Origin of the sequence: Paraburkholderia sp. SOS3 (assembly GCF_001922345.1) — a bacterium.
Lineage (GTDB): Bacteria > Pseudomonadota > Gammaproteobacteria > Burkholderiales > Burkholderiaceae > Paraburkholderia.
The window spans coordinates 75,611-98,440 of record NZ_CP018812.1 but is presented as its reverse complement, the minus strand read 5'-3'; the positions used below and the strand labels follow the sequence as shown (position 1 = coordinate 98,440).

The 22,830-nt window shown below is 64.2% G+C and carries 18 protein-coding genes; 13 read left to right on the top strand and 5 right to left on the bottom strand.

Annotation, left to right across the window (positions count from 1 at the left end; genetic code table 11):
- Positions 1-3 precede the first annotated feature (3 nt).
- The 11 genes from truA to BTO02_RS20445 all read left to right on the top strand — a co-directional run bounded on the left by truA (position 4) and on the right by BTO02_RS20445 (position 11,767).
- Positions 4-813, top strand: coding sequence for a tRNA pseudouridine(38-40) synthase TruA (truA, locus tag BTO02_RS20500; protein ID WP_075159109.1), 810 nt, complete (start codon positions 4-6; stop codon positions 811-813).
- Positions 810-1,544, top strand: coding sequence for a phosphoribosylanthranilate isomerase (locus BTO02_RS20495; RefSeq protein WP_075159108.1), 735 nt, complete (start codon positions 810-812; stop codon positions 1,542-1,544). The genes truA and BTO02_RS20495 overlap by 4 nt, the downstream gene beginning before the upstream one ends.
- Before the next feature lie 56 nt (positions 1,545-1,600).
- Positions 1,601-2,794 (top strand): tryptophan synthase subunit beta, encoded by a 1,194-nt coding sequence (gene trpB, locus BTO02_RS20490; protein ID WP_075161230.1) that lies wholly within the window; start codon positions 1,601-1,603, stop codon positions 2,792-2,794.
- 11 nt (positions 2,795-2,805) lie between these two features.
- On the top strand, positions 2,806-3,810 hold the full coding sequence (locus tag BTO02_RS20485) for a site-specific DNA-methyltransferase (RefSeq protein WP_156883929.1): 1,005 nt from the start codon (positions 2,806-2,808) through the stop codon (positions 3,808-3,810).
- A gap of 71 nt (positions 3,811-3,881) precedes the next feature.
- A complete protein-coding gene (gene trpA, locus BTO02_RS20480; protein WP_075159107.1) occupies positions 3,882-4,703 on the top strand; it encodes a tryptophan synthase subunit alpha in 822 nt (273 codons plus the stop codon).
- Positions 4,704-4,799: 96 nt separating this feature from the next.
- Positions 4,800-5,672, top strand: a complete 873-nt coding sequence (gene accD / locus BTO02_RS20475) for an acetyl-CoA carboxylase, carboxyltransferase subunit beta (protein ID WP_075159106.1) — start codon at positions 4,800-4,802, stop codon at positions 5,670-5,672.
- A 169-nt stretch (positions 5,673-5,841) separates the two neighbouring features.
- On the top strand, positions 5,842-7,164 hold the full coding sequence (gene folC, locus BTO02_RS20465) for a bifunctional tetrahydrofolate synthase/dihydrofolate synthase (protein ID WP_075159104.1): 1,323 nt from the start codon (positions 5,842-5,844) through the stop codon (positions 7,162-7,164).
- 28 nt (positions 7,165-7,192) lie between these two features.
- Positions 7,193-8,149, top strand: coding sequence for an SPOR domain-containing protein (locus tag BTO02_RS20460; protein WP_075159103.1), 957 nt, complete (start codon positions 7,193-7,195; stop codon positions 8,147-8,149).
- Between the two features lie 7 nt (positions 8,150-8,156).
- On the top strand, positions 8,157-8,702 hold the full coding sequence (locus BTO02_RS20455) for a CvpA family protein (protein WP_075159102.1): 546 nt from the start codon (positions 8,157-8,159) through the stop codon (positions 8,700-8,702).
- 69 nt (positions 8,703-8,771) lie between these two features.
- Positions 8,772-10,322, top strand: coding sequence for an amidophosphoribosyltransferase (purF, locus tag BTO02_RS20450; RefSeq protein WP_075159101.1), 1,551 nt, complete (start codon positions 8,772-8,774; stop codon positions 10,320-10,322).
- 251 nt (positions 10,323-10,573) lie between these two features.
- Positions 10,574-11,767: an O-succinylhomoserine sulfhydrylase gene (locus BTO02_RS20445; protein WP_075159100.1), complete on the top strand. Its 1,194-nt coding sequence runs from the start codon at positions 10,574-10,576 to the stop codon at positions 11,765-11,767.
- Between the two features lie 54 nt (positions 11,768-11,821).
- Here the strand turns inward: BTO02_RS20445 and BTO02_RS20440 are convergent, their stop codons facing one another.
- Positions 11,822-12,640, bottom strand: coding sequence for a helix-turn-helix domain-containing protein (locus BTO02_RS20440; protein ID WP_075159099.1), 819 nt, complete (start codon positions 12,638-12,640; stop codon positions 11,822-11,824).
- 63 nt (positions 12,641-12,703) lie between these two features.
- Positions 12,704-13,045: an FKBP-type peptidyl-prolyl cis-trans isomerase gene (locus tag BTO02_RS20435; protein WP_075159098.1), complete on the bottom strand. Its 342-nt coding sequence runs from the start codon at positions 13,043-13,045 to the stop codon at positions 12,704-12,706.
- Between the two features lie 221 nt (positions 13,046-13,266).
- Between BTO02_RS20435 and BTO02_RS20430 the strand changes: the two genes are divergently transcribed.
- Together BTO02_RS20430 and BTO02_RS20425 are read left to right on the top strand one after the other, a co-directional pair.
- Positions 13,267-14,073 carry a sensor histidine kinase gene (locus BTO02_RS20430; RefSeq protein ID WP_075159097.1) on the top strand — a complete coding sequence of 269 codons (807 nt, stop codon included), beginning with the start codon at positions 13,267-13,269 and terminating at the stop codon, positions 14,071-14,073.
- A gap of 190 nt (positions 14,074-14,263) precedes the next feature.
- Positions 14,264-15,607 (top strand): hemolysin family protein, encoded by a 1,344-nt coding sequence (locus BTO02_RS20425; RefSeq protein ID WP_075161228.1) that lies wholly within the window; start codon positions 14,264-14,266, stop codon positions 15,605-15,607.
- A gap of 48 nt (positions 15,608-15,655) precedes the next feature.
- On the opposite strand, the gene treY is transcribed toward BTO02_RS20425, so the two are convergent.
- Genes treY through treZ form a run of 3 tightly spaced genes read right to left on the bottom strand, consistent with a single transcriptional unit; the run spans position 15,656 to position 22,790 of the window.
- Positions 15,656-18,622, bottom strand: a complete 2,967-nt coding sequence (gene treY, locus BTO02_RS20420; RefSeq protein WP_075159096.1) for a malto-oligosyltrehalose synthase — start codon at positions 18,620-18,622, stop codon at positions 15,656-15,658.
- Positions 18,619-20,889, bottom strand: a complete 2,271-nt coding sequence (gene malQ / locus BTO02_RS20415; protein WP_075159095.1) for a 4-alpha-glucanotransferase — start codon at positions 20,887-20,889, stop codon at positions 18,619-18,621. The genes treY and malQ overlap by 4 nt, the downstream gene beginning before the upstream one ends.
- Positions 20,889-22,790 carry a malto-oligosyltrehalose trehalohydrolase gene (gene treZ / locus BTO02_RS20410; RefSeq protein WP_075161227.1) on the bottom strand — a complete coding sequence of 634 codons (1,902 nt, stop codon included), beginning with the start codon at positions 22,788-22,790 and terminating at the stop codon, positions 20,889-20,891. Before treZ ends, malQ begins: the two co-directional genes overlap by 1 nt.
- Positions 22,791-22,830: the final 40 nt, after the last annotated feature.

Genomic DNA, 22,830 nt, shown 5'->3' with positions numbered 1-22,830 from the left:
GCGATGCGTATAGCACTCGGCATCCAGTACGACGGCGCGGCGTTTTGCGGCTGGCAATCGCAGCCGCACGGCAAGACGGTCCAGGACGAACTCGAGCGCGCGCTGCGCGAATTCGCGCAGACCCCGCTGCATACGATTGTCGCGGGCCGCACGGACACGGGCGTGCATGGGCTTGGACAGGTGGTTCATTTCGACACCGAACTCGACCGCGCCGATTTTTCGTGGGTGCGCGGCACCAATGCGTTCCTGCCGTCGACGGTGGCGGTCCAGTGGGCGAAGCCGATGCCGGACACGTTCCATGCGCGTTTTTCGGCCTTCGAGCGCACCTATTACTACATGCTCTACGTGAACCCGGTGCGCTCGCCGATGCTCGCGGGCCGCGCGGGCTGGATCCATACGCCGCTCGATATCGAGGCGATGCGCGCCGCCGCCGCGTGCCTGCTCGGCGAGCACGATTTCTCGGCGTTCCGCTCGTCGGAATGCCAGGCGAAGACGCCGGTCAAACACCTGTACCAGATCGACATCCGCCGCGCCGGCGACTTCATCCACTTCCGGTTTCGCGCGAACGCCTTCCTGCATCACATGGTGCGTAACCTGATGGGGTGCCTCGTCGCAATCGGGCGCGGGCGGTATCCTGTCGACTGGCTCGCCGGGGTATTGGCTAGCCGCGATCGCAATAACGCGGCGCCGACCTTCATGCCCGACGGGCTATATCTCGCAGAAGTCGGGTATCCCGACGAATTCGCCGTGCCGTCCGCGCCGGTCGGCAGCGTGCCGTGGGCCCATGTCTGGAGCGACGAATCGCCATCATGAACGCAACTCCTTCGAGCCCGCCGGCGCAAGCCGGCACCGCAGAGACCCCCTCCGCGACAGGCGCGGCGGCCACCGTCCCGCACCGCACGCGCATCAAGCTATGCGGCCTGTCGAAGCCATCGGACGTGGATTGCGCGGTCGACCTCGGCGCGGACGCGATTGGCCTCGTGTTCTACCCGCCGAGTCCGCGTGCGCTGAGCGTCGCGCAGGCCGTCGAATTGACGCGCAACGTGCCGCCGTTTCTGTCGGTGGTCGGACTCTTCGTCAACGCGACGCCGGACTGGGTGCGCGATGTCGTCTGCGACGTGCCGCTGTCGCTGCTGCAGTTCCACGGCGACGAGACGCCCGACCAATGCGAGGCGCTCGCGAGCGTCGCGGGTTTGCCATGGTTGCGCGCATTGCGCATTGAGCCTGATACTCGGCCGGACGATTTGGTAAAATCGGCGCTTAACTATTCAGCCGCCAGCGGTCTTCTGTTCGACACGCATGTCGAAGGCTATGGCGGCGGCGGGAAGGTTTTCGATTGGTCACTTATTCCAGCAGAACTCGCGCGTCGGGCCGTTTTGAGTGGTGGGTTGAACGCGCAAAACGTCGGTGAAGCGATACGTCGCGTGCGCCCGTACGCGGTCGATGTCTCGAGCGGCATCGAAGTACCGGGCGCGAAGGGCGTGAAAGATCACGCCCGCATGGCGGCGTTCGTACACGCAGTCAGACAGGCGGACGCTGGATGATTCAGGCCGCGCAGGTGTTGATCAAACGCCGGCCCGGCATACTGAAGAGTGACGATATGTATAACTTACCTGATGAACGAGGCCATTTTGGCCAATATGGCGGCGTGTTCGTCGCTGAAACCCTTATGCATGCGCTCGAAGAGCTGCGCATTGCATACGAAAAATCCCAGAAAGACGCCGACTTCATCGCTGAGTATCAGCGCGAACTGAAGCATTTCGTCGGTCGCCCCTCCCCCGTTTATCACGCACAACGCTGGAGCGAATTGCTCGGCGGCGCGCAGATTTATCTGAAGCGCGAAGACCTGAACCACACCGGCGCTCATAAGGTGAACAACGTGATCGGCCAGGCGCTGCTCGCGAAGCGTATGGGCAAGCCGCGCGTGATCGCCGAAACGGGCGCGGGCCAGCACGGTGTCGCCACTGCGACGATCGCTGCGCGCTTCGGTATGGAATGCGTGGTCTACATGGGTGTCGAGGATGTGCGCCGGCAGGCTGCGAACGTTTACCGCATGAAGCTGCTTGGTGCGACCGTCGTGCCCGTGGAATCGGGCTCGCGCACGCTGAAAGATGCGCTCAACGAGGCGATGCGCGACTGGGTGACCAACGTCGAGAACACGTTCTACATTATCGGCACGGTGGCGGGTCCCCATCCTTATCCGATGATGGTGCGCGATTTCCAGCGCGTGATCGGCGACGAGTGCAAGGTGCAGATGCCCGAGCTCGTTGGTCGTCAGCCCGATGCCGTAATCGCGTGCATTGGCGGCGGTTCGAACGCGATGGGCATCTTTTACCCGTATATCGAGGACAAATCGGTGCAATTGATCGGCGTCGAAGCAGCCGGCGACGGCATCGACACCGGACGCCATGCCGCGTCGCTGACGGGTGGCACGCCGGGCGTATTGCACGGCAACCGCACGTACCTGCTGCAGGACGAGAACGGTCAAATTATCGAAACGCATTCGATTTCGGCCGGTCTCGACTACCCGGGCGTGGGTCCCGAGCATGCCTGGCTCAAGGACAGCGGTCGTGCACAATACGTTGCGATCACCGACGAAGAAGCGCTGAAGGCGTTCCACGACTGCTGCCGGATCGAAGGGATCATTCCCGCGCTGGAGTCGAGCCACGCCCTCGCGTACGCGACGAAGCTCGCACCGACGCTGCCGAAAGACAAGGTTCTGCTGGTCAACCTGTCGGGCCGTGGCGACAAGGACATGCATACGGTCGCCGAGCGATCGGGCATCAAGTTCTGAGCGCCGCGGCGATGCGCGACGAGTTCGAGGAACCGCAACCGGCGCTCGACACCGCAGCGGTGGAGGCGGGGCAAGCCGTGCAACCGGCTGCGGGACAACCGGTTGCCCAGTTGCCCCCTCGGGTGCCCACTCAGTTGACCGACGAGTTAACCGATCAAGTGGGCACTCAGACTCAGACCGGCGCACCAGTCGCGCCACCGCCGACACCGCCTGCCGCGCCCGCGCTCCTGTTGCCGGTGTCGGCTACGATCGAACTTCGCAACCGCGATTTCCTGACCGATGCGGCGAACCTGCCGGACCAGTCGATCGACCTGATCCTCGCCGATCCGCCGTACGGGCTCGGCAAGGACTACGGCAACGACTCCGACATGCGTTCGGGCGACACTTTTCTCGCCTGGACGCGCGAATGGCTCGAGCTCGCAATCCCCAAGCTCAAGCCGGCCGGTTCGTTGTATATCTTTTGCACGTGGCAATACGCGCCTGAGATCTTCTGCTTTCTGAAGACAAAACTCACGATGGTCAACGAGATCATCTGGGATCGGCGCGTGCCGAGCATGGGCGGCACCACACGGCGCTTCACGTCCGTGCACGACAACATCGGTCTGTTCGCGGTTTCGAAGGATTACTACTTCGATCTCGATCCCGTCCGTATCCCGTACGATGCGGCTACGAAGAAGGCGCGTTCGCGCAAGTTGTTCGAAGGCAGCAAGTGGCTGGAGATGGGCTACAACCCGAAAGACGTCTGGTCCGTGTCGCGTTTGCATCGGCAACATGCCGAGCGTGTCGACCATCCGACGCAAAAGCCGCTGGAAATCGTCGAGCGGATGGTGCTCGCAAGCTGCCCCCCGGGCGGTCGCGTGCTCGATCCGTTCATGGGAAGCGGCACCACTGCAGTGGCTTGCGCGCGTCAGCAGCGCCAGTTCGTCGGCTATGAAATCAATGAAAGTTACTGCGCGATAGCGCGAGAACGCGTCAGTTTGGCGGCGGCTTCGGCAACGTCGGTGGCCTCGGCGTAGTCGCCGAGCCCGCGTTACGCCGACAGGTCAGCCAGACCAGCGCGCAGTCAATCGACTTCGAGAAAATCAACATGTCACGAATCAACCAGGTATTCGCGGCCCTTGCCGCACAAAAACGCAAAGGCCTGATCCCGTTCATCACCGCGGGCGACCCTGATCCGAAGCGCACCGTCGAATTCATGCACGCGCTCGTCGCAGGCGGCGCGGACGTCATCGAGCTCGGTGTACCGTTTTCAGACCCGATGGCAGACGGCCCGGTCATTCAACGCTCGTCGGAGCGCGCGCTCGCGAAAGGCGTCACGCTGAACGATGTGCTCGCGGATGTGAAGCGCTTCCGCGAGAAAGACGACAAAACGCCGATCGTGCTGATGGGCTACGCGAACCCGATCGAGCGGATCGGCGCCGACGCATTCGCGAAAGCCGCGAACGAAGCGGGCGTGGACGGCGTGCTGGTCGTCGATTACCCGCCTGAGGAATGCGGGCCGTTCGCCGAGAAAATGAAGACCGCCGGCATCGATCCGATCTTCCTGCTCGCGCCGACCTCGACCGACGAACGCATCGCGGCGGTCGGCCGCGTGGCGAGCGGTTACGTCTATTACGTGTCGCTGAAAGGTGTGACCGGTGCGGCGCATCTGGACGTTCTTGATATTGCAGGTAAAATCCCGGCCATCAAGTCGCGGGTGCCGCTTCCGGTTGGGGTCGGATTCGGCATTCGCGATGCGCAGTCGGCGCGGGCAGTGGCGGAAGTCTCCGATGCAGTCGTGATCGGCAGCCGGATCGTCAATCTGCTCGAAGACGCGGCTCCCGAAGCCGCCGCCGAATCGCTGACCCGGTTTATCAGGGAAATCCGTCAGGCAATCGATTCGATTGGTGCGGGCGCCCGCACAGCCTGATCAGCCAATCGATCAACATCAGAAACAAGGTCGTCGGTACGCGTTGCGCGCATTGCGCGTGAAGTGACGCGTACCGGAGGCCCGGAGAAAATCAATATGAGCTGGCTCGACAAATTGCTGCCGCCCAAAATCAAGCAAACCGATCCGAAAAGCCGCAAAGGCATTCCGGAAGGCCTGTGGATCAAATGTCCTTCGTGCGAAGCGGTGCTTTACCGCAACGACGTCGAGGCGAATCTGCACGTCTGCCCGAAGTGCGATCACCATATGCGGATCGGCGCGCGCGAGCGGCTCGATGGGTTGCTCGATGCGGAAGGCCGCTACGAGATCGGCCAGGAAATCCTGCCGGTCGACGCGCTCAAATTCAAGGACAGCCGCAAGTATCCGGACCGTCTGAAAGAAGCGATCGACGAAACCGACGAAACCGACGCGATGGTCGTGATGGGCGGCGCGATCCACACGCTGCCCGTGGTCGTGGCGTGTTTCGAGTTTTCGTTCATGGGCGGCTCGATGGGCTCGGTGGTCGGCGAGCGTTTCGCACGCGGTGCGCAAAACGCGCTTGAACAGCAGGTGCCGTTTATCTGTTTCACCGCTTCAGGCGGCGCGCGAATGCAGGAAAGCCTGCTTTCGCTGATGCAGATGGCGAAGACCACCGCGATGCTGACGCGCCTCGCTGAAGCGAAGCTGCCGTTTATCTCGGTGTTGACCGATCCGACCATGGGCGGCGTGTCGGCGAGCTTTGCCTTCCTCGGCGATGTCGTGATCGCCGAACCGAAGGCGCTGATTGGCTTCGCGGGCCCTCGCGTGATCGAACAGACCGTGCGCGAAAAGCTGCCGGAAGGCTTCCAGCGCGCCGAATTCCTGCTGCAGAAGGGCGCGATCGACATGATCGTGGACCGTCGCAAGCTGCGCGAGGAAATCGCACAACTGATGGCGTTGCTCACGCGTCAGCCGGCCGACGCGGTCGCCTGATCCAACGATTCGGCAGGGAGGCGTTCAGGCCGCCGAGGGCCAGGCCAAACCCACTGACGGCGCTTGCGCGCCTCGTACGCCGTGATGCACAGACAACGCGCCGCGAGCGACAGCAAGCGGCGCGTTGTCGTTTCCGCGATAATTGCGGACCGCACTTCCGTTTCATTCGATGAGCACATTCCCCACCCTCGATGCGTGGCTCACGCATCTCGAAACTGCGCATCCGGTCGGTATCGATATGGGCCTCGCGCGAATCAGCCGGGTTCGCGACGCATTGCAATTGTCGTTCGCATGTCCGGTGATCACGGTCGGCGGCACCAACGGCAAGGGGTCGACCTGCGCGATTCTCGAGTCGATCCTGCTGCGCGCCGGCTATACGGTCGGCTGTCACACATCGCCGCATCTGCTGTCGTTCAACGAACGTGCACGCGTGAACGGGCAGAACGCGAGCGACGCCGATCTGCTGCCGCACTTCGAAGCGGTCGAAAAAGCGCGCCTGAGCCTCGCCGGGCAGCCGTCGTTGACGTACTTCGAATTCACGACGCTCGCGATCATGCATCTGTTCGCGTCGCGCGGCCTCGACGCAGTCGTCATGGAAGTGGGCCTTGGCGGACGCCTCGACGCAGTCAATATTCTCGATGCCGATTGCGCGATCATCACGAGCATCGACATCGATCACACCGAGTACCTCGGCGATACGCGCGACAAGATCGCGTTCGAGAAGGCCGGCATTTTCCGCGCGGGCAAGCCGGCGATTTGCGCCGACCCGCTGCCGCCGCAGACGTTGATCGATCATGCGCACAAGATCGGCGCCGATCTATGGATGTTCGGCAAGGATTTTCGCTACGAGGGGCAGGCGGGCAGCGAGCGCCAGCAGTGGAATTACGTCGGCCGTTCGCTGCGCCGTTCGGCGCTCGCTTATCCGGCGTTGCGCGGCGCCAACCAGCTGATCAATACGTCGGCTGCGCTCGCGGGTCTCGAAGCGTTGCGCGACCGGCTGCCGGTTTCTGCGCAAGACATTCGCCTCGGCCTCGCAAACGTGGAATTGCCGGGCCGATTCCAGGTGTTGCCGGGCAAGCCGTCAGTCGTGCTCGACGTTGGGCACAATCCGCACGCGGCAGCGGTGCTCGCGCAAAATCTCGGCAATATGGGCTATTTTCCGTACACTTACGCGGTGTTCGGCTCAATGCGCGATAAAGACATTGCAGGCGTGCTTGGCCATCTGAAGGGCGAAATTGACCATTGGTGCGTGACCGACCTGCCGACGCCGCGCGGCGCGTCCGCGGAGCAACTCGAGGCCGCACTGCGCGACGCCGGTGTTGCCGCCGGTGTTGCCGATAGTGCGGACCACAGCGTGACGCGCTTCGCTTCGCCTTCGGCAGCATTTCAGGATGCGTTAAAACGGGCCTCCGACAATGATAGAATCGTGGTTTTCGGAAGTTTCTTTACCGTTGCGGGCGTGATGGCCTGGCGGAAATCGCAGCAACACTGAACGCGGGCAGCCTCGAACCAAGGCATTCATGGCAATTTTCTCGTTCGGCAAGAAAGACGACGCGTCCGGCCGGCGCGGCGCAAATTCCAGTTCCAGACGGGGCTCAAACCGGAGTTCAAGCGCGGCCGATCGTAGCGAGCGCGTCGAAAGGCGAACCCGGCGCACCGAACGGGCCGGCGATGCAGACGCGATGCTTCTCGATCCCACCTTGCCGGAAAAGCAGCGCGCGCGGCGGCGTCTGGTCGGCGCGATCGCACTGGTGGTCGCGGCGGTCGTTATCCTGCCGATGGTGCTCGATTCGCACCCGAAGCCCGTCACCGACGATATTTCAATCGATATTCCGAGTCGCCCCGTATCGCGGGCACGCGTGCAGGATCCGCAAGATACCCAGGCGGGCGTTGCGCCCGATAACCCGGTCGCACCCGAAGGTGCCCAGGGTGCCGCGGCGGGCGTGCAAAGCGTGCCGGCGCCGTCGGCGACCGCCGCGAACGGGTCGTCGAGCCGTGACGGCGCGACACAGACACACACGCAGGGTGAAGAACCGGGGAAGCAGGCGCAACAGCAAACGCAGTCTGCCGGCAAGGTTCAGCAGGCGCCCGTAACAGCTGCGAACAACGCGGCTGCGGCGAAACCGGCAGCCAGATCGACGCAATCGGCAACCCAGACAGGCACACGGCCAGAATCCACCGCGCAGAGCGCGACAGCCGCGCTTGCCGAATCCGGCACGCCGACGTCGCCGCCGGGCAACCGCTTCGCGGTGCAACTGGGCTCGTTTTCCGATGACGCGAGCGCGCGTAGCTGGGCCAGCAAGTTGAAAGCGGCCGGCGTGCCCGCATATCTCGAAAAGCGGAAGCAAGCCGACGGTTCGATGCGAACATTGCTGCGCGCAGGGCCGTTTGCGGACCGCGCGGCAGCGTCGGCGGCGATAGCGAAGGTTCGTGAAGCCGGCTTGACGTCGGGCCCGAACAACGGTTCGGCGCAATAAGCCGGCGATGTTCACTGCGTTCGACTACGCTGTTATGGCGGTGATCGGCCTGTCGGCGCTGCGCGGCACGTGGCGCGGCTTCCTGTCCGAAATTTTCGGGCTGATCGGCTGGATCGTGGCGTTTCTGGTCGCATGCCGGTTTGTCGGGCTCGTCGTGCCGTACATGCCCGAGCATTGGCCAGGCGGTGCGCTGACACAATGGCTGCTTGCGTTTGCGGTCATCGTGATCGCGGTGATGCTGGTGGCGGGGGTGGCAAACGCCTTGCTCAGCCGGTTGGTGCAGGTATCGGGGTTGAGCGGCGTGGACCGCTCGCTTGGATTGATGTTTGGCCTCGTGCGCGGGGTCATTCTGGTGCTGGTTCTGGTCGCGCTCGCAGGACTGACCGAACTGCCCCAGCAGGCATTCTGGCGTAACGCGTTGCTGCGGCCGTATGCGGAGCAGGGCGTGCGAGAGTTGAAGCCGTTGCTTCCGGATGCAATTGCGGCGTACGTGCATGTAGACGACGTGAGCGCCGGGGCGGACGGCAACACCGCGGCCTCCTCCGGCCCGTGAAGCGCGGCGGCACGCCGGCGCAAGCAAGCCGGCCGCCGTAACGAATTTCGTACCTTTGAAGGACATGCCATGTGCGGCATCGTAGGCGTAGTTTCCCAATCCCCGGTCAACCAGCTGATCTATGACAGCCTGCTGCTGCTGCAGCACCGCGGTCAGGACGCCGCGGGCATCGCGACGGCGAACGGCAGCAACTTCCACATGCACAAGGCGAACGGCATGGTGCGCGACGTGTTCCGCACGCGCAACATGCGCAGCTTGCCGGGCAACGTCGGTATCGGCCAGGTGCGCTACCCGACTGCGGGTTCCGCGTCGAGCGAAGAGGAAGCGCAGCCGTTCTACGTGAACGCGCCGTTCGGCATCATCCTCGCGCACAACGGCAATCTGACCAACTGGCCGCAGCTGAAAGACGAGATGTTCCGCGTCGATCGCCGTCACATCAACACGAACTCCGACACCGAAGTGCTGCTCAACGTGTTCGCGCACGAACTGCAGCTCGCGAGCTCGGGCCTCGAACTCGATCCAGCGGCGCTGTTCAAGGCCGTGTCGGGCGTTCATCGCCGCGTGCGCGGTTCGTACGCGATCGTGTCGCTGATCGCGGGATACGGCCTCGTCGGTTTCCGCGACCCGTTCGGGATTCGCCCTCTGTGCATCGGCAAGCTCGAGACGGAACACGGCACCGAATGGATGCTCGCATCGGAATCGGTGGCGCTCGAGGGCATCGGCTTCGAATTCGTGCGCGACGTGCAGCCGGGCGAGGCGGTGTTTATCGATCTCGACGGTAACTTCCACGCGCAGCAGTGCGCGACGAACGCAAGCCTGAACCCCTGCATTTTCGAACTCGTCTATCTCGCGCGTCCGGACTCGGTGCTCGACGGCGTGCCCGTATATAACGCGCGTCTGCGCATGGGCGACTATCTGGCCGAGAAGATCAGGCGCGTCTTGCCGGCCGACCTGAAGATCGACGTCGTGATGCCGATTCCCGATTCGTCGCGCCCTGCAGCGATGCAGGTTGCCGCCAAGCTCGGCGTCGAGTATCGCGAAGGCTTCTTCAAGAACCGCTACGTGGGCCGCACCTTCATCATGCCGGGCCAGGCCGTGCGCAAGAAGTCGGTGCGCCAGAAGCTCAACGCGATGGGCATCGAGTTCAAGGGCAGGAACGTGCTGATCGTCGACGATTCGATCGTGCGCGGCACGACGTCGCATGAAATCGTGCAGATGGCACGCCACGCGGGCGCGAACAAGGTGATCTTCGCGTCGGCGGCGCCGCCGGTGAAATTCCCGAACGTATACGGCATCGATATGCCGACGCGCGGCGAACTCGTCGCACACGGCCGCACGGATGACGAAGTCGCGCGCATGATCGGCGCCGATTTCCTCGTGTATCAGGACGTCGACGCGCTGAAGAACGCGGTGCGCGACATCAATCCGGCGCTGAAAGACTTCGATGCATCGTGCTTCGATGGCAACTACATCACCGGCGACGTGACGAGCGAATACCTCGACGGCGTCGAACTCGCGCGTCTTGCGCCGGCCGCGCAATCGGACCGCGATGCGGCGAGCGACGCGATCGACGGTGGCACAGCGCGTTCGCAATTGCATTTGCAGCTGTCGGTCGAATGACGCCGCGCGATAGCGACGGTGTTAGAATCGCCTCTTGCGTCGATTTGAATTCAGCTTGCGGACGCAGGGCAGCCTGACAAAGGCCGCCCGAAACAGCTAAAGCGAACGGTGGCCGCGCAAGCGCGCCGCTCGCGCTCAAGCTACTCCGCACACAAAGCCCGCTGATTGCCGACGCAATGCGGGCTTTTTTGTTGCCGGCGTGTGCCGGTGCGAGACAACGGAACAACCGGAAGAGAACGGAAAGAACGACTATGGACGATACCTTCAACTTCGATACCCTCGCGGTCCGTTCGGGCACGCTGCGCAGCGACTTCGGCGAGCATTCCGAAGCGTTGTTCCTCACTTCGAGCTTCGTCTTCGCGAATGCGGCCGAAGCGGCCGAGCGCTTCAAGAACTCGGAAGACTCGTACACCTATTCACGCTTCACGAACCCGACCGTGACGATGTTCCAGGACCGGCTCGCTGCGCTCGAAGGCGGCGAAGCGTGCATGGCGACCGCATCGGGAATGAGCGCGATTCTGTCGGTCGTGATGTCGGCGATGCAGGCGGGCGATCACCTCGTGAGTTCGCAGAGCCTGTTCGGTTCGACGCTCGGCATGTTCTCGCAGATCTTCAGCAAGTTCGGCATCACGACGACATTCGTCGACCCGACCGATCTCGACGCATGGAAAAACGCCGTGCGCCCGGAAACGAAAATGTTTTTCCTCGAAACGCCGTCGAACCCGCTGACTGAAATTGCCGATATCGATGCGATCGGCAAAATCGCAAAGGCGGCGAACGCGCTTTTCGTGGTCGACAACTGTTTTTGCAGCCCCGCGCTGCAGCAGCCGCTGAAGCTTGGCGCCGATGTCGTCATGCATTCGGCTACGAAGTTTCTCGACGGTCAGGGTCGAGTGCTCGGCGGCGCGCTGGTCGGCTCGCGGCAGTTCATCATGGAAAAAGTGTTTCCGTTCGTACGCAGCGCGGGTCCGACGCTCTCGGCGTTCAACGCGTGGGTGCTGTTGAAGGGCATGGAAACGCTGTCGCTGCGCGTCGAGCGTCAGTCGTCGAATGCGCTTGCAATCGCAAGCTGGCTCGAAACGCATCCGGCAGTGAAGCGCGTGTTCTATCCTGGTCTCGAATCGCATCCGCAATACGCGATCGCAAAGCGTCAGCAGAAGGCGGGCGGCGCGATCCTGTCGTTCGAACTGAAGGGCGATACGCCGGAAGCGCAGCGCGCAAACGCATGGCGTGTTATCGACAGCACGAAGATCTGCTCGATCACCGGCAATCTCGGCGATACGCGCACGACGATCACGCATCCGGCCACGACGACGCACGCGCGCATCACGCCCGAAGCACGCGCGGCGGCGGGTATTACCGAAGGACTAATCCGGCTCGCGGTGGGGCTCGAAGACGCGGCCGATGTTCGCGCGGATCTCGAGCGTGGTCTGAACGGCGCGTAAGCGGCGGCATGGCGCAGTTGCCGCGCGCCTGTGTCATAACGAAGGAGGCGGGGTTCAGTGCCGCAACGCGCGCCACTGCCCCGGCGCAATGCCAAAGCGGCGCGTGAACGCATGCGTGTACGCGCTCTGATCGCCGAACCCGACATCGAGCGCGACGTCGGTCAACGAGCGGCGCGGATCCGCAAGCAGCGTAATCGACGTATCGAGCCGCAAGCGCTGCAGATAACGATGCGGCGTCTCGCCGAACGCTTCGATGAAAAGCTGATGGAACCGCCGCAAGCCGAAGCCGCAATGCGTGGCGAGATCGGCAATCCGCAGCGGCTCCGAAAGATGCACGCGCAACCAGCGGTCGATGCGCGCGAAGTCGAGTCCCGCGGCGGCACGCTGCGCATCCGATGTGCCAGGAGAGTTTGCGAAACCACGGGCGCCTTGCACAAGCGCCGCACATAGCTGCGTAGCCGCATTCCAGTTGAAATGGCGCAACGCGGCGGGACTATCGTTTGCCTCGGCGAAGCCGACGCCGTTCGTTGCGCGCGCGGCGATCTGCCCCACTAACTGCGTCAACGCGCTATCGACATCCATTGTCCGCGCACGTTCGAAGAGTCGCTCGGGCACCGCAAGCGACGCGGCCGGCAAATCGAGCACGAGCTGCCGGTTGTCGCCTATCCCTGCATAGTCGTGCCGCGAACCGGCCGGCACGAGCCATGCCGAACGCCGATCGATCTGCCGCTCGATGCCGTCGACGGCCATCACCATCGAGCCGTCGAGGCCGAGCACGATCTGATGGAACTCGTGCACGTCCGACGCTTCGCTTGCGCTAAAGCGCCGCAACGAAACGCTCGGCGACGCAACGGTGACGATGCCGCTGGCCATAGACTGTGCGCCTTCTCCGTTTGCTCAGTGCCTGATTCGGGGCCTGGAAGCCCGGTGTGAAGCTCAGACGTCGAGCAGTTCGACTTCGAACACGAGCGTCGCATTCGGCGGAATAACGCCGCCCGCGCCGCGCGGACCGTAGCCCAGTTGCGGCGGAATCGTCAAACGCCGCACGCCGCCGACCTTCATGCCTTGCACACCTTCATCCCAACCCTTGATGACCATGCCGCCGCCGAGCACGAACGCGAACGGGTCGTTGCGGTCCTTGCTCGAATCGAACTTCTGGCCGTCGGTGAGCCAGCCCGTGTAGTGAACGCTGACCGTTTGGCCCGAACGCGCTTCGGCGCCGGCGCCTTCGGTCAGATCTTCGTATTTCAGGCCCGATTCGGTGGTCACGGTCGGCATAAGTTGCTCCCTTGAAGTTCGATTGAAACCGATATTGTAGGCGCGTTGCGTATATACAGCGAATCAGTACTGCGGCGCGCAGTTCCGTGCAATGGGCTTGCCTATAATATTGGCTGGCTATTGAACCACGCTCTGAACCAAACGCCGAATCAAACGCCGAACTAATCCCGTTCGAATCAGACCCATTCGAATCAAACCGCGAATCACGAACTGTTACGAGGATGTCGACCGTGACCACGCCTTTCCCAGCGAACAGCAGTCATGAACTGGGCGTGCCCGGCGCCGCGGCGTCGGAACGGGTTGCCCGTTTGTGCGCGCAGACCGCGCTTTTCATGCGGGACCATGTGCTGTCGCTCGTTTCTCATGACCTGCGCAGCCCGCTCAACGCGATCCACAGCTGGGCCTACGTGCTCGAGCGCAAGATCGATGGCGCCGATGCGACGGCGCAGCGTGCGCTGGCAGGTATCCGCAGCGGCGTCGAGCAGCAGGTGCAGTTGCTCGAATCGATCGTCGACACCACACGCGCCGAGACGAAGTCGCTCGTACTCGATCGCGAGCTGATCGAATTGCGACCGCTCGTCGATACGACCGTGATGGACGTGCGCGAGATGCTCGCGCAACCGCGCGGCGTGAGGCTCATGCTCGAAACGCCGCTTGCCGCCGAGCAACTCGATGGCGACCGCGAGCGTCTTGCCGCCGCGCTCTGGCTCATGCTGACCTTCGCAACCGAAGCGAGCGCGCCGGATTCGATCGTCACGCTCGACACGCATGCCGACACCTCGATGTGGCACGCGACGGCGACCTACACCGCGGCGCCCGATGCGCTCGATGACGCAGCGCTACCGCACCTGCTCGAAACCTTTGCGCGCAAGCAGGCCTGCGAGCCGCGCGAAGCAGGGCGCATTGCGTGGGTGCTTGCGCTATGCAAGCGCGTTGCCGAAGCGCATGAAGGCGCGTTCGAACAAGGCGAGTTCGCCCAGGGGCAGCAAGCGAAGCTGTCGTTGCGTGTACCGTTGAACGCGGGTTGAATCGCAAGGCGCGCGGCAAGGCGGGCCCGGCCGCCGGATCGGCACCTCGATTCCGACATTCCCGGCAGCGGGTCTCGTATCCGCTGCTATAAGCGCTTCGTTGGCCCTTCCCAGGCGCTTGCGCGTACATACCACTTTCGCCGGCCTTTCACCCTCTATACTGGCGGTTTTGTCGCCGGAGCCCGTCGCCTTGATTCAGGTCGTCGCCCTTATTGGTGCGTTGCTGCTCGTTGCCCTCAACGGCTTTTTTGTTGCGGCCGAATTCGGTCTCGTGAAGTTGCGGCAGACGCGCGTGCAGACGCTCGCGCAAAAACACGGCGTACGAGGCAAGCTGCTCGCCACCGTGCATCGACGGCTCGACGCGTATCTGTCGGCTTGTCAGCTCGGCATCACGCTCGCCTCGCTCGGCCTCGGCTGGATCGGCGAACCGGCCTTTGCGGATCTGTTGACGCCGGTCTTCGGCGTGCTCGGCGTCGAGTCCGCGCAGTTGATACACGGCATCTCGCTGTTCTTCGCGTTCTCGGTCATTTCGTTTCTGCATATCGTGGTCGGCGAGCTCGCGCCGAAGTCCCTTGCGATCCGCCAGGCGGAGAAAATTTCGCTGTGGGTCGCGCTGCCGCTGTACGCGTTCTATTGGGCCATGTACCCGGCGATCTGGCTGCTCAACAACAGCGCGAATGCGGTGCTGCGTATCGCGGGTCTATCGGCCGATCACGGCGGCGACACGCACTATTCAAACGAAGAACTGAAGCTCATTTTGCGCGCGCGTCGCACGAGCGTGGCCGACGAAATCGAACTGCCGGGCCGCACGTACAGTCCCGACGAATGGAACACGATTGCGCATTCGCTCGATTTCTCGCGCATGACCGTCTCCGATCTGATGCGGCCCGCGCACGAACTGGTGAGCTTGCGCCGCGATCTGCCGTGGCGCGACAACATGCAGATCGTCGCGCGCCATCGTTTCAGCCGCTATCCGCTATTCGAAGACGCGTCGGGCGAACGCGTCGCCGGCACGATTCACCTGAAAGACCTGCTGCTCGCGCGGCATGCGGCGAACTCGCTGGACGACCTGTCGAAGTATGTGCGTCCCGTGCAATACGTGAAGCCCGATATGCCGGCACTCGAGCTGTTTCGCCGCTTTCGCAAGGGCGCGCCGCATCTGGCGCTCGTTGGCCACAAGCATGAGAAGCCGATCGGCTTTCTGACGCTCGACAATCTGCTCGGCGCGCTGGTCGGCCAGATTCACGACGAGTTCCGCCAGGGCGATCAGGACTGGACGCGCCTCGACGACGGCACGCTGATGGGCAAGGGGAGCCTGCCCGTGGTGTCGCTCGAGCGCGCGCTCGGCATCGATATCGACGAAGGCCGCGCGGAGTCGGTCGGCGGTCTCGTGATTCAGGCGCTGCGCGACTTGCCGGCCGAAGGGCAGCGCGTGGAGTTCGACCGCTTCGATATCGTCGTGAAGAAGATGACGGGGCCGCGCATCGTGCTCGTGCGCGTGTACCCGAAGGTATTCGACGACGAAGGCGGTTGAATTGCGGTCGACCCGCAGTCGAGCCGCAGTCACGAGGCGAAATGCCGCCTAAGCGCGCGGCACGCCATCCTCGACAAGCACCGCGACGGGCATCGACGTCAACGCATCGCGCAGGTACAGCAACCCGTTGTCTGCGACTTTCGGCGCGGCCGGACTGACCCAATCGAACATCGCGCGCGCGAACAGTTCTTCCGGCATCCGGACGGCCGTGTCTTCCCAGCGAGCGGGCTCGACAAGCGGAGTATCGTCCGCTACGTTATCGACAGCCTTGGCATCGGCACCGCGTTCGAAAAGCAGCGGCGCCGCAAGCCGCGTTGCGATCACGACGGCCCATGCATTGCCCTGCCGCCGCGCAAACGCAATCGCGCGCTCTGCATGTGCCCCTTCCACTGCTAGCGGCAAATACGCGCCCTGACTGAGCAACTCCGGCAGATGCGTGCGCAGCGCCAGCATCCGTTGCACGATCGCGAGCTTCACGCGGCCATCGTGCCAGTCGGCAAGAAACGCCGAAGGCGGCTGTTGCGCGAGCATCGCGGCCCGTTTCTCGAAGTCGACAGGCCGCCGGTTATCGGGGTCGACAAGGCTGAAGTCCCACAACTCGGTGCCTTGATAGAGATCCGGCACACCGGGCGACGCAAGCCGCAGGATGGTTTGCTGCAAACTGTTGACGACCCCCGCTCGGCTGATCCGCGCCACGAATGCGCACAACTCGCGCAAAAATCCATCGCGCCGTTGCGGCGCAAGAATGTCGAACAGAAATGCGCGGCACGCGTTTTCGAATGCTTCATCGGGCGCGAACCAGTTCGTGCGCAGCTTCGCTTCGCGCAGCCCCTTGAGCATCCATTGCGCGACGCGCTCCGCAAGTGCCGCGATACCGTCTTCGTCGTCGGCGCTGAGATCGGGCGGCCAGCAGCCGACCAGCGTCTGATAGATCATCGCTTCCGCTGCGGGGCCGGGCGCCCAGTCGCCCGTCAATGCGTCGCTCAATACGTCGGCGGTCGTATCGCCGGACAGTGCGCGCCGCTGCGGCGTATTCAAGGTCGACCACGCGCGCAGCGTCGCGCTCCATTCGTCGGCGATCTCGCTGAGCACCGCGAGCCGTGCGCGCACGTCTTCGCCGCGCTTGTGATCGTGCGTCGCCGTCACAAGCATCGCATGCGGATAGCGCCGCGCGCGCTCGAGATTGCTCGCATGGAACTGATCGACCGATATCGCGAACTCGCCCGGATCGGCGCCGACTTCGTTGCGCGAAATCAGGCGGCCATAGCGATAGCATGCGGTATCTTCGATCGCCTTCGCGGCAACGGGCGCGGTCAGTTGCGAGAACAACGTTTGCACCGTACGGCGCGCGGCGGCCGCATGATTGAATGCGCCAGCCGCCGCGCCTTGCATCGGTGGCTGCGCGAGCTGGTTCGCGCGCGCGTTCGTGCGCAGATTGGCCGGTTCGCGCGCGCTCTCGGCGCGAGCCTCGTGAGTGCCTGCGGCAGGCTCGTCGATGCCGCTGCCGAGCCACATATCGACACGCTCGAGCACCGTGCGATCCGCGCGCGACAGCACCTGCCGCGCGGCGTCGAGCGCCTTGTCGAAATAGACGTTGTCGGCCGCACTGCGCACGCCGTTCTGCGGATAGATCCGGTAGACGGGAAAATGCGCGGCCAGCTCGCCGGTCACGCGCCGGATCGACGTGTACGTGAAATCGCGCGTCGCGAGGTTATCGCGTGCAATGCGATGCAACGCGCGCGCGGCGCGGTCGAGTTCCGCCGCGAGGTTCTCGTTCAGAATCTTGCGGCGCGCGATTAGCGCTTCGTCGGCAAATTCCGCGCTACGCCCGCTGATTTCTGCCCACATCGACGCAAGCGGCTCGGCGCCGCGCGGATCGTGCAGCAAGGCGCCGACGTCGTTCATGAAGTCGTAGCCCGTCGTGCCGTCCACAGGCCAGTCGTCGCGCAACGGCTCGCCGCGCGCGAGAATCTTTTCGACCACGATATACGGCGCGCCCTCGCGCAATTCCGAAAGCCGCTGCCGCAAGCGCTGGCAATATTCGCGCGGCTCGGCGAGCCCATCGATATGATCGATGCGCACGCCGTCGATCACGCCATCGGCATAGAGTCGAAACACGAGGGCGTGCACCGCCTCGAACACTTCGGGCCGCTCGACGCGCACCGCCGCGAGCGTGCTGATATCGAAAAAGCGCCGCCAGTTCACTTCGTCGGCAGCGGTGCGCCACCACGCAAGCCGGTAGTGCTGGCGCTCGAGCAGCCGATGCAGATGGTCGCGCGTCGATGGGTCTTCAGGCGCGTACGCCTGGAGGAGGGACTCGATCGCCGTCGTGCCGTTCTGCCTCGCGAAGTCGCGCAGCGCATCGCACGCTTGCGCCGCGCGCGGCTGATCGGCGGGTTGCGTCGTGAGGCCGCGAAACTGCGCGGCGATCGCGCTCAGATCGGCGCGATCGGCCGACTGCAGCAGCGCCGCGTAATCGACGGGGCACACGGGGCACACATGATCGCCATACTCGATATTGAAGCGCCCCGTGTCCGCCGCGAAGCGCAACGCGATGCGGCCCGCGGCGAGCTCTTCGCCGTACGGCGCACCCAGGCACGGCAGCAGCACCTTGCCGCGCAGCGCGGGGTCCGGAGAATGCCAGTCCACGTCGAAGTGGCGCGCGAATGCGCTGTGTCTGCCCCATTCGAGAATGTCGCGCCACCATCCGTTATGCGCGCCCGATCCCGCGACGCCCATATGATTCGGCACGACGTCGACGATCAATCCCATGCCGCGCTCATGCAGCTTGTCGGCAAGTCTTTTCAACGCGGTTTCGCCGCCGCACTCGGCGCTGACCTGCGTGTAATCGACCGTGTCGTAGCCATGCATCGAGCCCGGCACGGCAGTCGTCACCGGCGACGCATACAGATGGCTGATGCCGAGCGCGGCGAAGTAGTCGAGATGCTTGAGCGCATCGTCGAAGGTGAAGCCCCGATGGAACTGGAGGCGCAGCGTGGAGCGCGGGACGGTCATGGCGTGTTAGGCAAGGAGGAAGCGGCGGTGCCGGCAGCAGTGGATGAGCCGTCAGCATCTGGCGTGCCCGGTGTGCCCGTTCCGGCAGGCATGCCTGCCGAAGCAGCCGCACGCGCCTCGTCGACCGCTTGCAGGCGATCGCAGAAAGCCGCATCCGCGAACAACGCGTCGACCGGCTGCTTCACGCGGCGGCGCCAGTTCGGATGCTCGTCGATCGAGCCGGGCAGGTTCGGCTGCTCTTCGAGGCCGAGCAGGTCTTCGAGCGGGTAGGTCACGAGCGGCGACGGCGTCGCGGCGACAAACGCGAGTGCTTCGTCGACGGGCGCCTGCCCGACCGGCGGCGCATCGACATCGCGCGCGGCAACGCCCGCCTGCTGGAAGGCGCGCCACAGCGCGGCGCGGTCCGTCGCGCGTTCGGCCTGCGCCGCCTCGACCGGGTCGCGGCCGTCGCTGCGCGGCGCCGTCTGGCCGATACGGTTGCGCCACATGATGTCTTCGCCGCGCCACCAGCCCGTGACGGTCGGCAGATCGTGCGTGGTCGTCGTCGCGGCCGCGTGGCGATCCCATTCGGACGGCTGCAGAAATCCGTCGCCGTCGGGCGTGCGCTCGAACCACAGCACACGAATGCCGGAAAGGCCGTGATCGGCGAGCCGCTCGCGAAATCCGGGCGGCACGGTGCCGAGATCCTCGCCGATCACGATCGCGCGATGACGCCACGATTCGAGTGCGATCAGGCGCAGCATGTCATCGAGCGGATAGCGCAGATACGCGCCGTTCTTCGCGCGCTCGCCCTCGGGCACGAGCCATAGACGGCGCAAACCGAGAATATGGTCGATGCGCACGCCGCCCGCATGCGCGAACACCGTGCGCAGCATGTCGATAAACGCCGAGAAGCCCTGGGTGCGCATCGCGCGCGGCGAGAATGTCGTCAGCCCCCACGACTGACCCGCCTGATTGAACAGATCGGGCGGTGCGCCGACCGACACGCCATGCAGCATGTCGTCGCGATACGACCACGCATGACTGCCCGCGCTGTCGCAACCCACTGCGAGATCCGCGATCAGACCGACCGCCATCCCCGCATCGCGCGCCGCGTGCTGCGCATGCGATAGCCCCTTCGCCGCGAGCCATTGCAGGAACAGATGAAACTCGACTTCATGCCGGTGTTCGTTCGCGAACGCCTCGACTTCGGGGCTGCGCGGATCGCGCAGCGGCTCTGCCCATTTGCGCCAGTAGCCTTCGCCGTCGGGTCGCGCGAGTTGCCAGGCGTGCAGCGCTTCGAAGCGCGCGTGATCTTCGAGCGCGCGGCCGCCGCGCGTGCAGAAGCCGTGAAACTCGAGTGCGCGCGGCAGATCCTGCGCGCGGTCGTGCGCGCAGAATTGTTCGAACAGGGTGCGCAGCACCTTGAGCTTGAGCGGCACGGCAGCGGGCCAGTCGATCAGCGGCAGCGTTTCGAGCCGTTGCCACGCGTCGCCGGCTTGCGCGGCTTCGATCGCATGACGCGCGGCTTGCGCGCCGAATACGGCAGCGGGATCGATATGCGCGACGTTCAACCACAAGCGCGACGAAGGCGCATACGGGCTGAAACGCTGGGGCAGCGCGCTGAACATCGCGTGCGTCGGGCTCACGGCCAGCGCGTGGGCGCCGCGCTTCGCGCTTTCGATCGCGAGCGTCGCAAGCGACGTGTAGTCGCCGATGCCGCCATCGCCGATGCGCCGCAGCCCATAGATCTGCGCGGCAATGCCCCATAGCGGCGGTGTCGGTTTTTTGTCCGCATCGGCCGCATGCAGCGTGCGCCATGCATCGTCGAGCGTATAGCAGCGCGCCGGTGCGACGGCGAGTGTCATCCGGTGATCGTTGATGACGAGCGTGTGATAGCCGGGTTCGTCGATCGGCGCGAGCAAGGCGGCTTCGCCTTTGGGCGCGGTAAAACGGCCGTCGATCAGCGCGCCGCTCTCGAGCTCGATCCGATAGCGGCTACCGGACTTGATCGAAGCCGCGGGTAGCGCGATGCCGCGTCCGCATTCGGCCGTCATCAACGGCGCCAGCTTGCGGCCCGACAGTTCGGCGTCGAGCGCGGCGCCGCTCTGGCGAATCTGCGTGGCGTTGCCGCACGGCAATCCCATTCGTTCGAGCAGCGCGGCAAGGGTGGTGTCCGGCACACGCCGCATCGTCTGATGCGCGTCTTGCCATTCGATTTCGAAACCGGCGCGTGTCGCGAGGCTGGCGATCGATTCGCTGGGGCGGCGGGCTGCTTTCACGCGCATCACTCCTCATTGGCGCGCCGTCGCGCATCGTGTCCGGTTGCGTATTCGCAGACGTCGCCGGTCAGCCACGCGACGAACGAATGCGCAGGCAGTTCGCTGTCTCCGATACGATCGCGCGCACGCGGCGGCGTTTCGAAGATCACCTTGCCCGGCGGCCGATCGGTCGAAGGCAGAGGCACGGGTTGGTCCGCAAGGTTCAGCACGATCGACAGCGTTTCGCCATCCGCGAGCTTCCAGCGCGCGGCGAGCGCCTTGGCTTCGCTGCCGTCCCGCGCTTTGAGCACCGACGCGCCAAGCGGCTTCGCATGCTTCAGGCGCGGCATGATCAGTTTCGCGCGCACGGCAAGCGCCGATTTGTAGAAGTGCATCCATTCGAGCCGTTCAGCCGATGCGTCGTCGGCGCCGCGCGGCGACGACTTCACGAATGTTTGCGGATCGTTCGGATCGGGAATCTGCGCGCGGCGCTTTTCGTCGGCGAACGAAGCGAAGCGCGCGAATTCGCGGCGGCGGCCTTCGCGGACCGCGTCGGCGAGTTCGCCCGTGTAGTCGGTGAAAAACAGAAACGGCTGCTCTGAACCGTACTCTTCGTCCATGAACAGCAGCGGAATTTGCGGCGACAGCAGCAGAAGTCCGATGGCCGCGCGCAACGCGTCGTCGGAGCACAGCGTGCGCAACCGTTCGCCCATCGCGCGATTGCCGATCTGATCGTGGTTCTGCAGAAACATCACGAACGAAGTGGGCGGCAGGTGGCCGCTCGGTTCGCCGCGCGGCTCGTCGTCGTGGATCGGCGACGGGTCGCCCTGATACGCGAAACCGCTCGACAGCACACGCGCAAGCTGGCGAATCGGCTCTTTCGCATACGCGTGGTAATAGCCTTCGGTCTCACCGGTCAGCAGCACGTGCAGCGCGTTGTGTGCATCGTCGTTCCATTGCGCGGTGAAATGCGTATCGAGCAGGTTCGCAGTGTTGCGCTCGTTTTCGAGGATCAGATGCGCGTGGCGCCCGTGCTGCACTTTCGCGTGGATATGGTCCGCGACTTCGCGCAGCCAGTCGTCGTTGCGAATGGCGTGAACCGCATCGAAACGCAGTCCGTCGAAGCGGTATTCATTGAGCCAGTACAGCGTGTTGTCGCAGAAAAATTCACGCACTTCCGTGCGTTCGAAATCGATGGCCGGGCCCCATGGCGTATGCGTATTCGCCCGGAAAAACGGTTCCGCGTACTGATGCAGATAATTGCCGTCCGGCCCGAAATGGTTGTAGACGACGTCGAGTATCACCATCAGCCCGAGCCCATGCGCGGCATCGACCAGCGCTTTCAGATCGTCGGGGCGGCCGTAGGCCGAATCGGGCGCGAACGGCAGCACGCCGTCGTAACCCCAGTTGCGCTCGCCGGGGAACTCGTTGAGCGGCATCAGCTCGATGGCGGTCACACCGAGTTCGACGAGCGACGGCAGCTTCTGCTTCACGCCTTCGTAGCCGCCGAGCGCGCCGACATGCAATTCGTAGATCACCGCTTCTTCCCACGGTCTGCCTTGCCACTGCGTGTGCTGCCACTGATACGCGCGCGGGTCGACGACTTCGCTCGGGCCATGCACGTCCTGCGGCTGAAAACGCGACGCGGGGTCGGGCACGCTCAGCTTGCCGTCGAGACGGTAGCGATACAGCGTGCCGGGACCGCATGCCGTTTCGAGGTCGAACCAGCCGCCGCCCGATTCGTTCATCTGATGCGCGCCTTCACACGCGCTGCCGTTTTCGATCACGAGTTCCACTTTCTTGCATGACGGCGCCCAGAAGCGAAAGCGCGTGCGCGGCTTCGTGCCGCGCGCGCCGAGCACTTGCGCCCCGAACGGCAGGCAGTGCGCGTGTTCATGCGCGTGGGGATCGACTGCTCTGTCATGCATGATCGTCACCTTTGGTTATACGGCGGGCCGACTCGGAGCG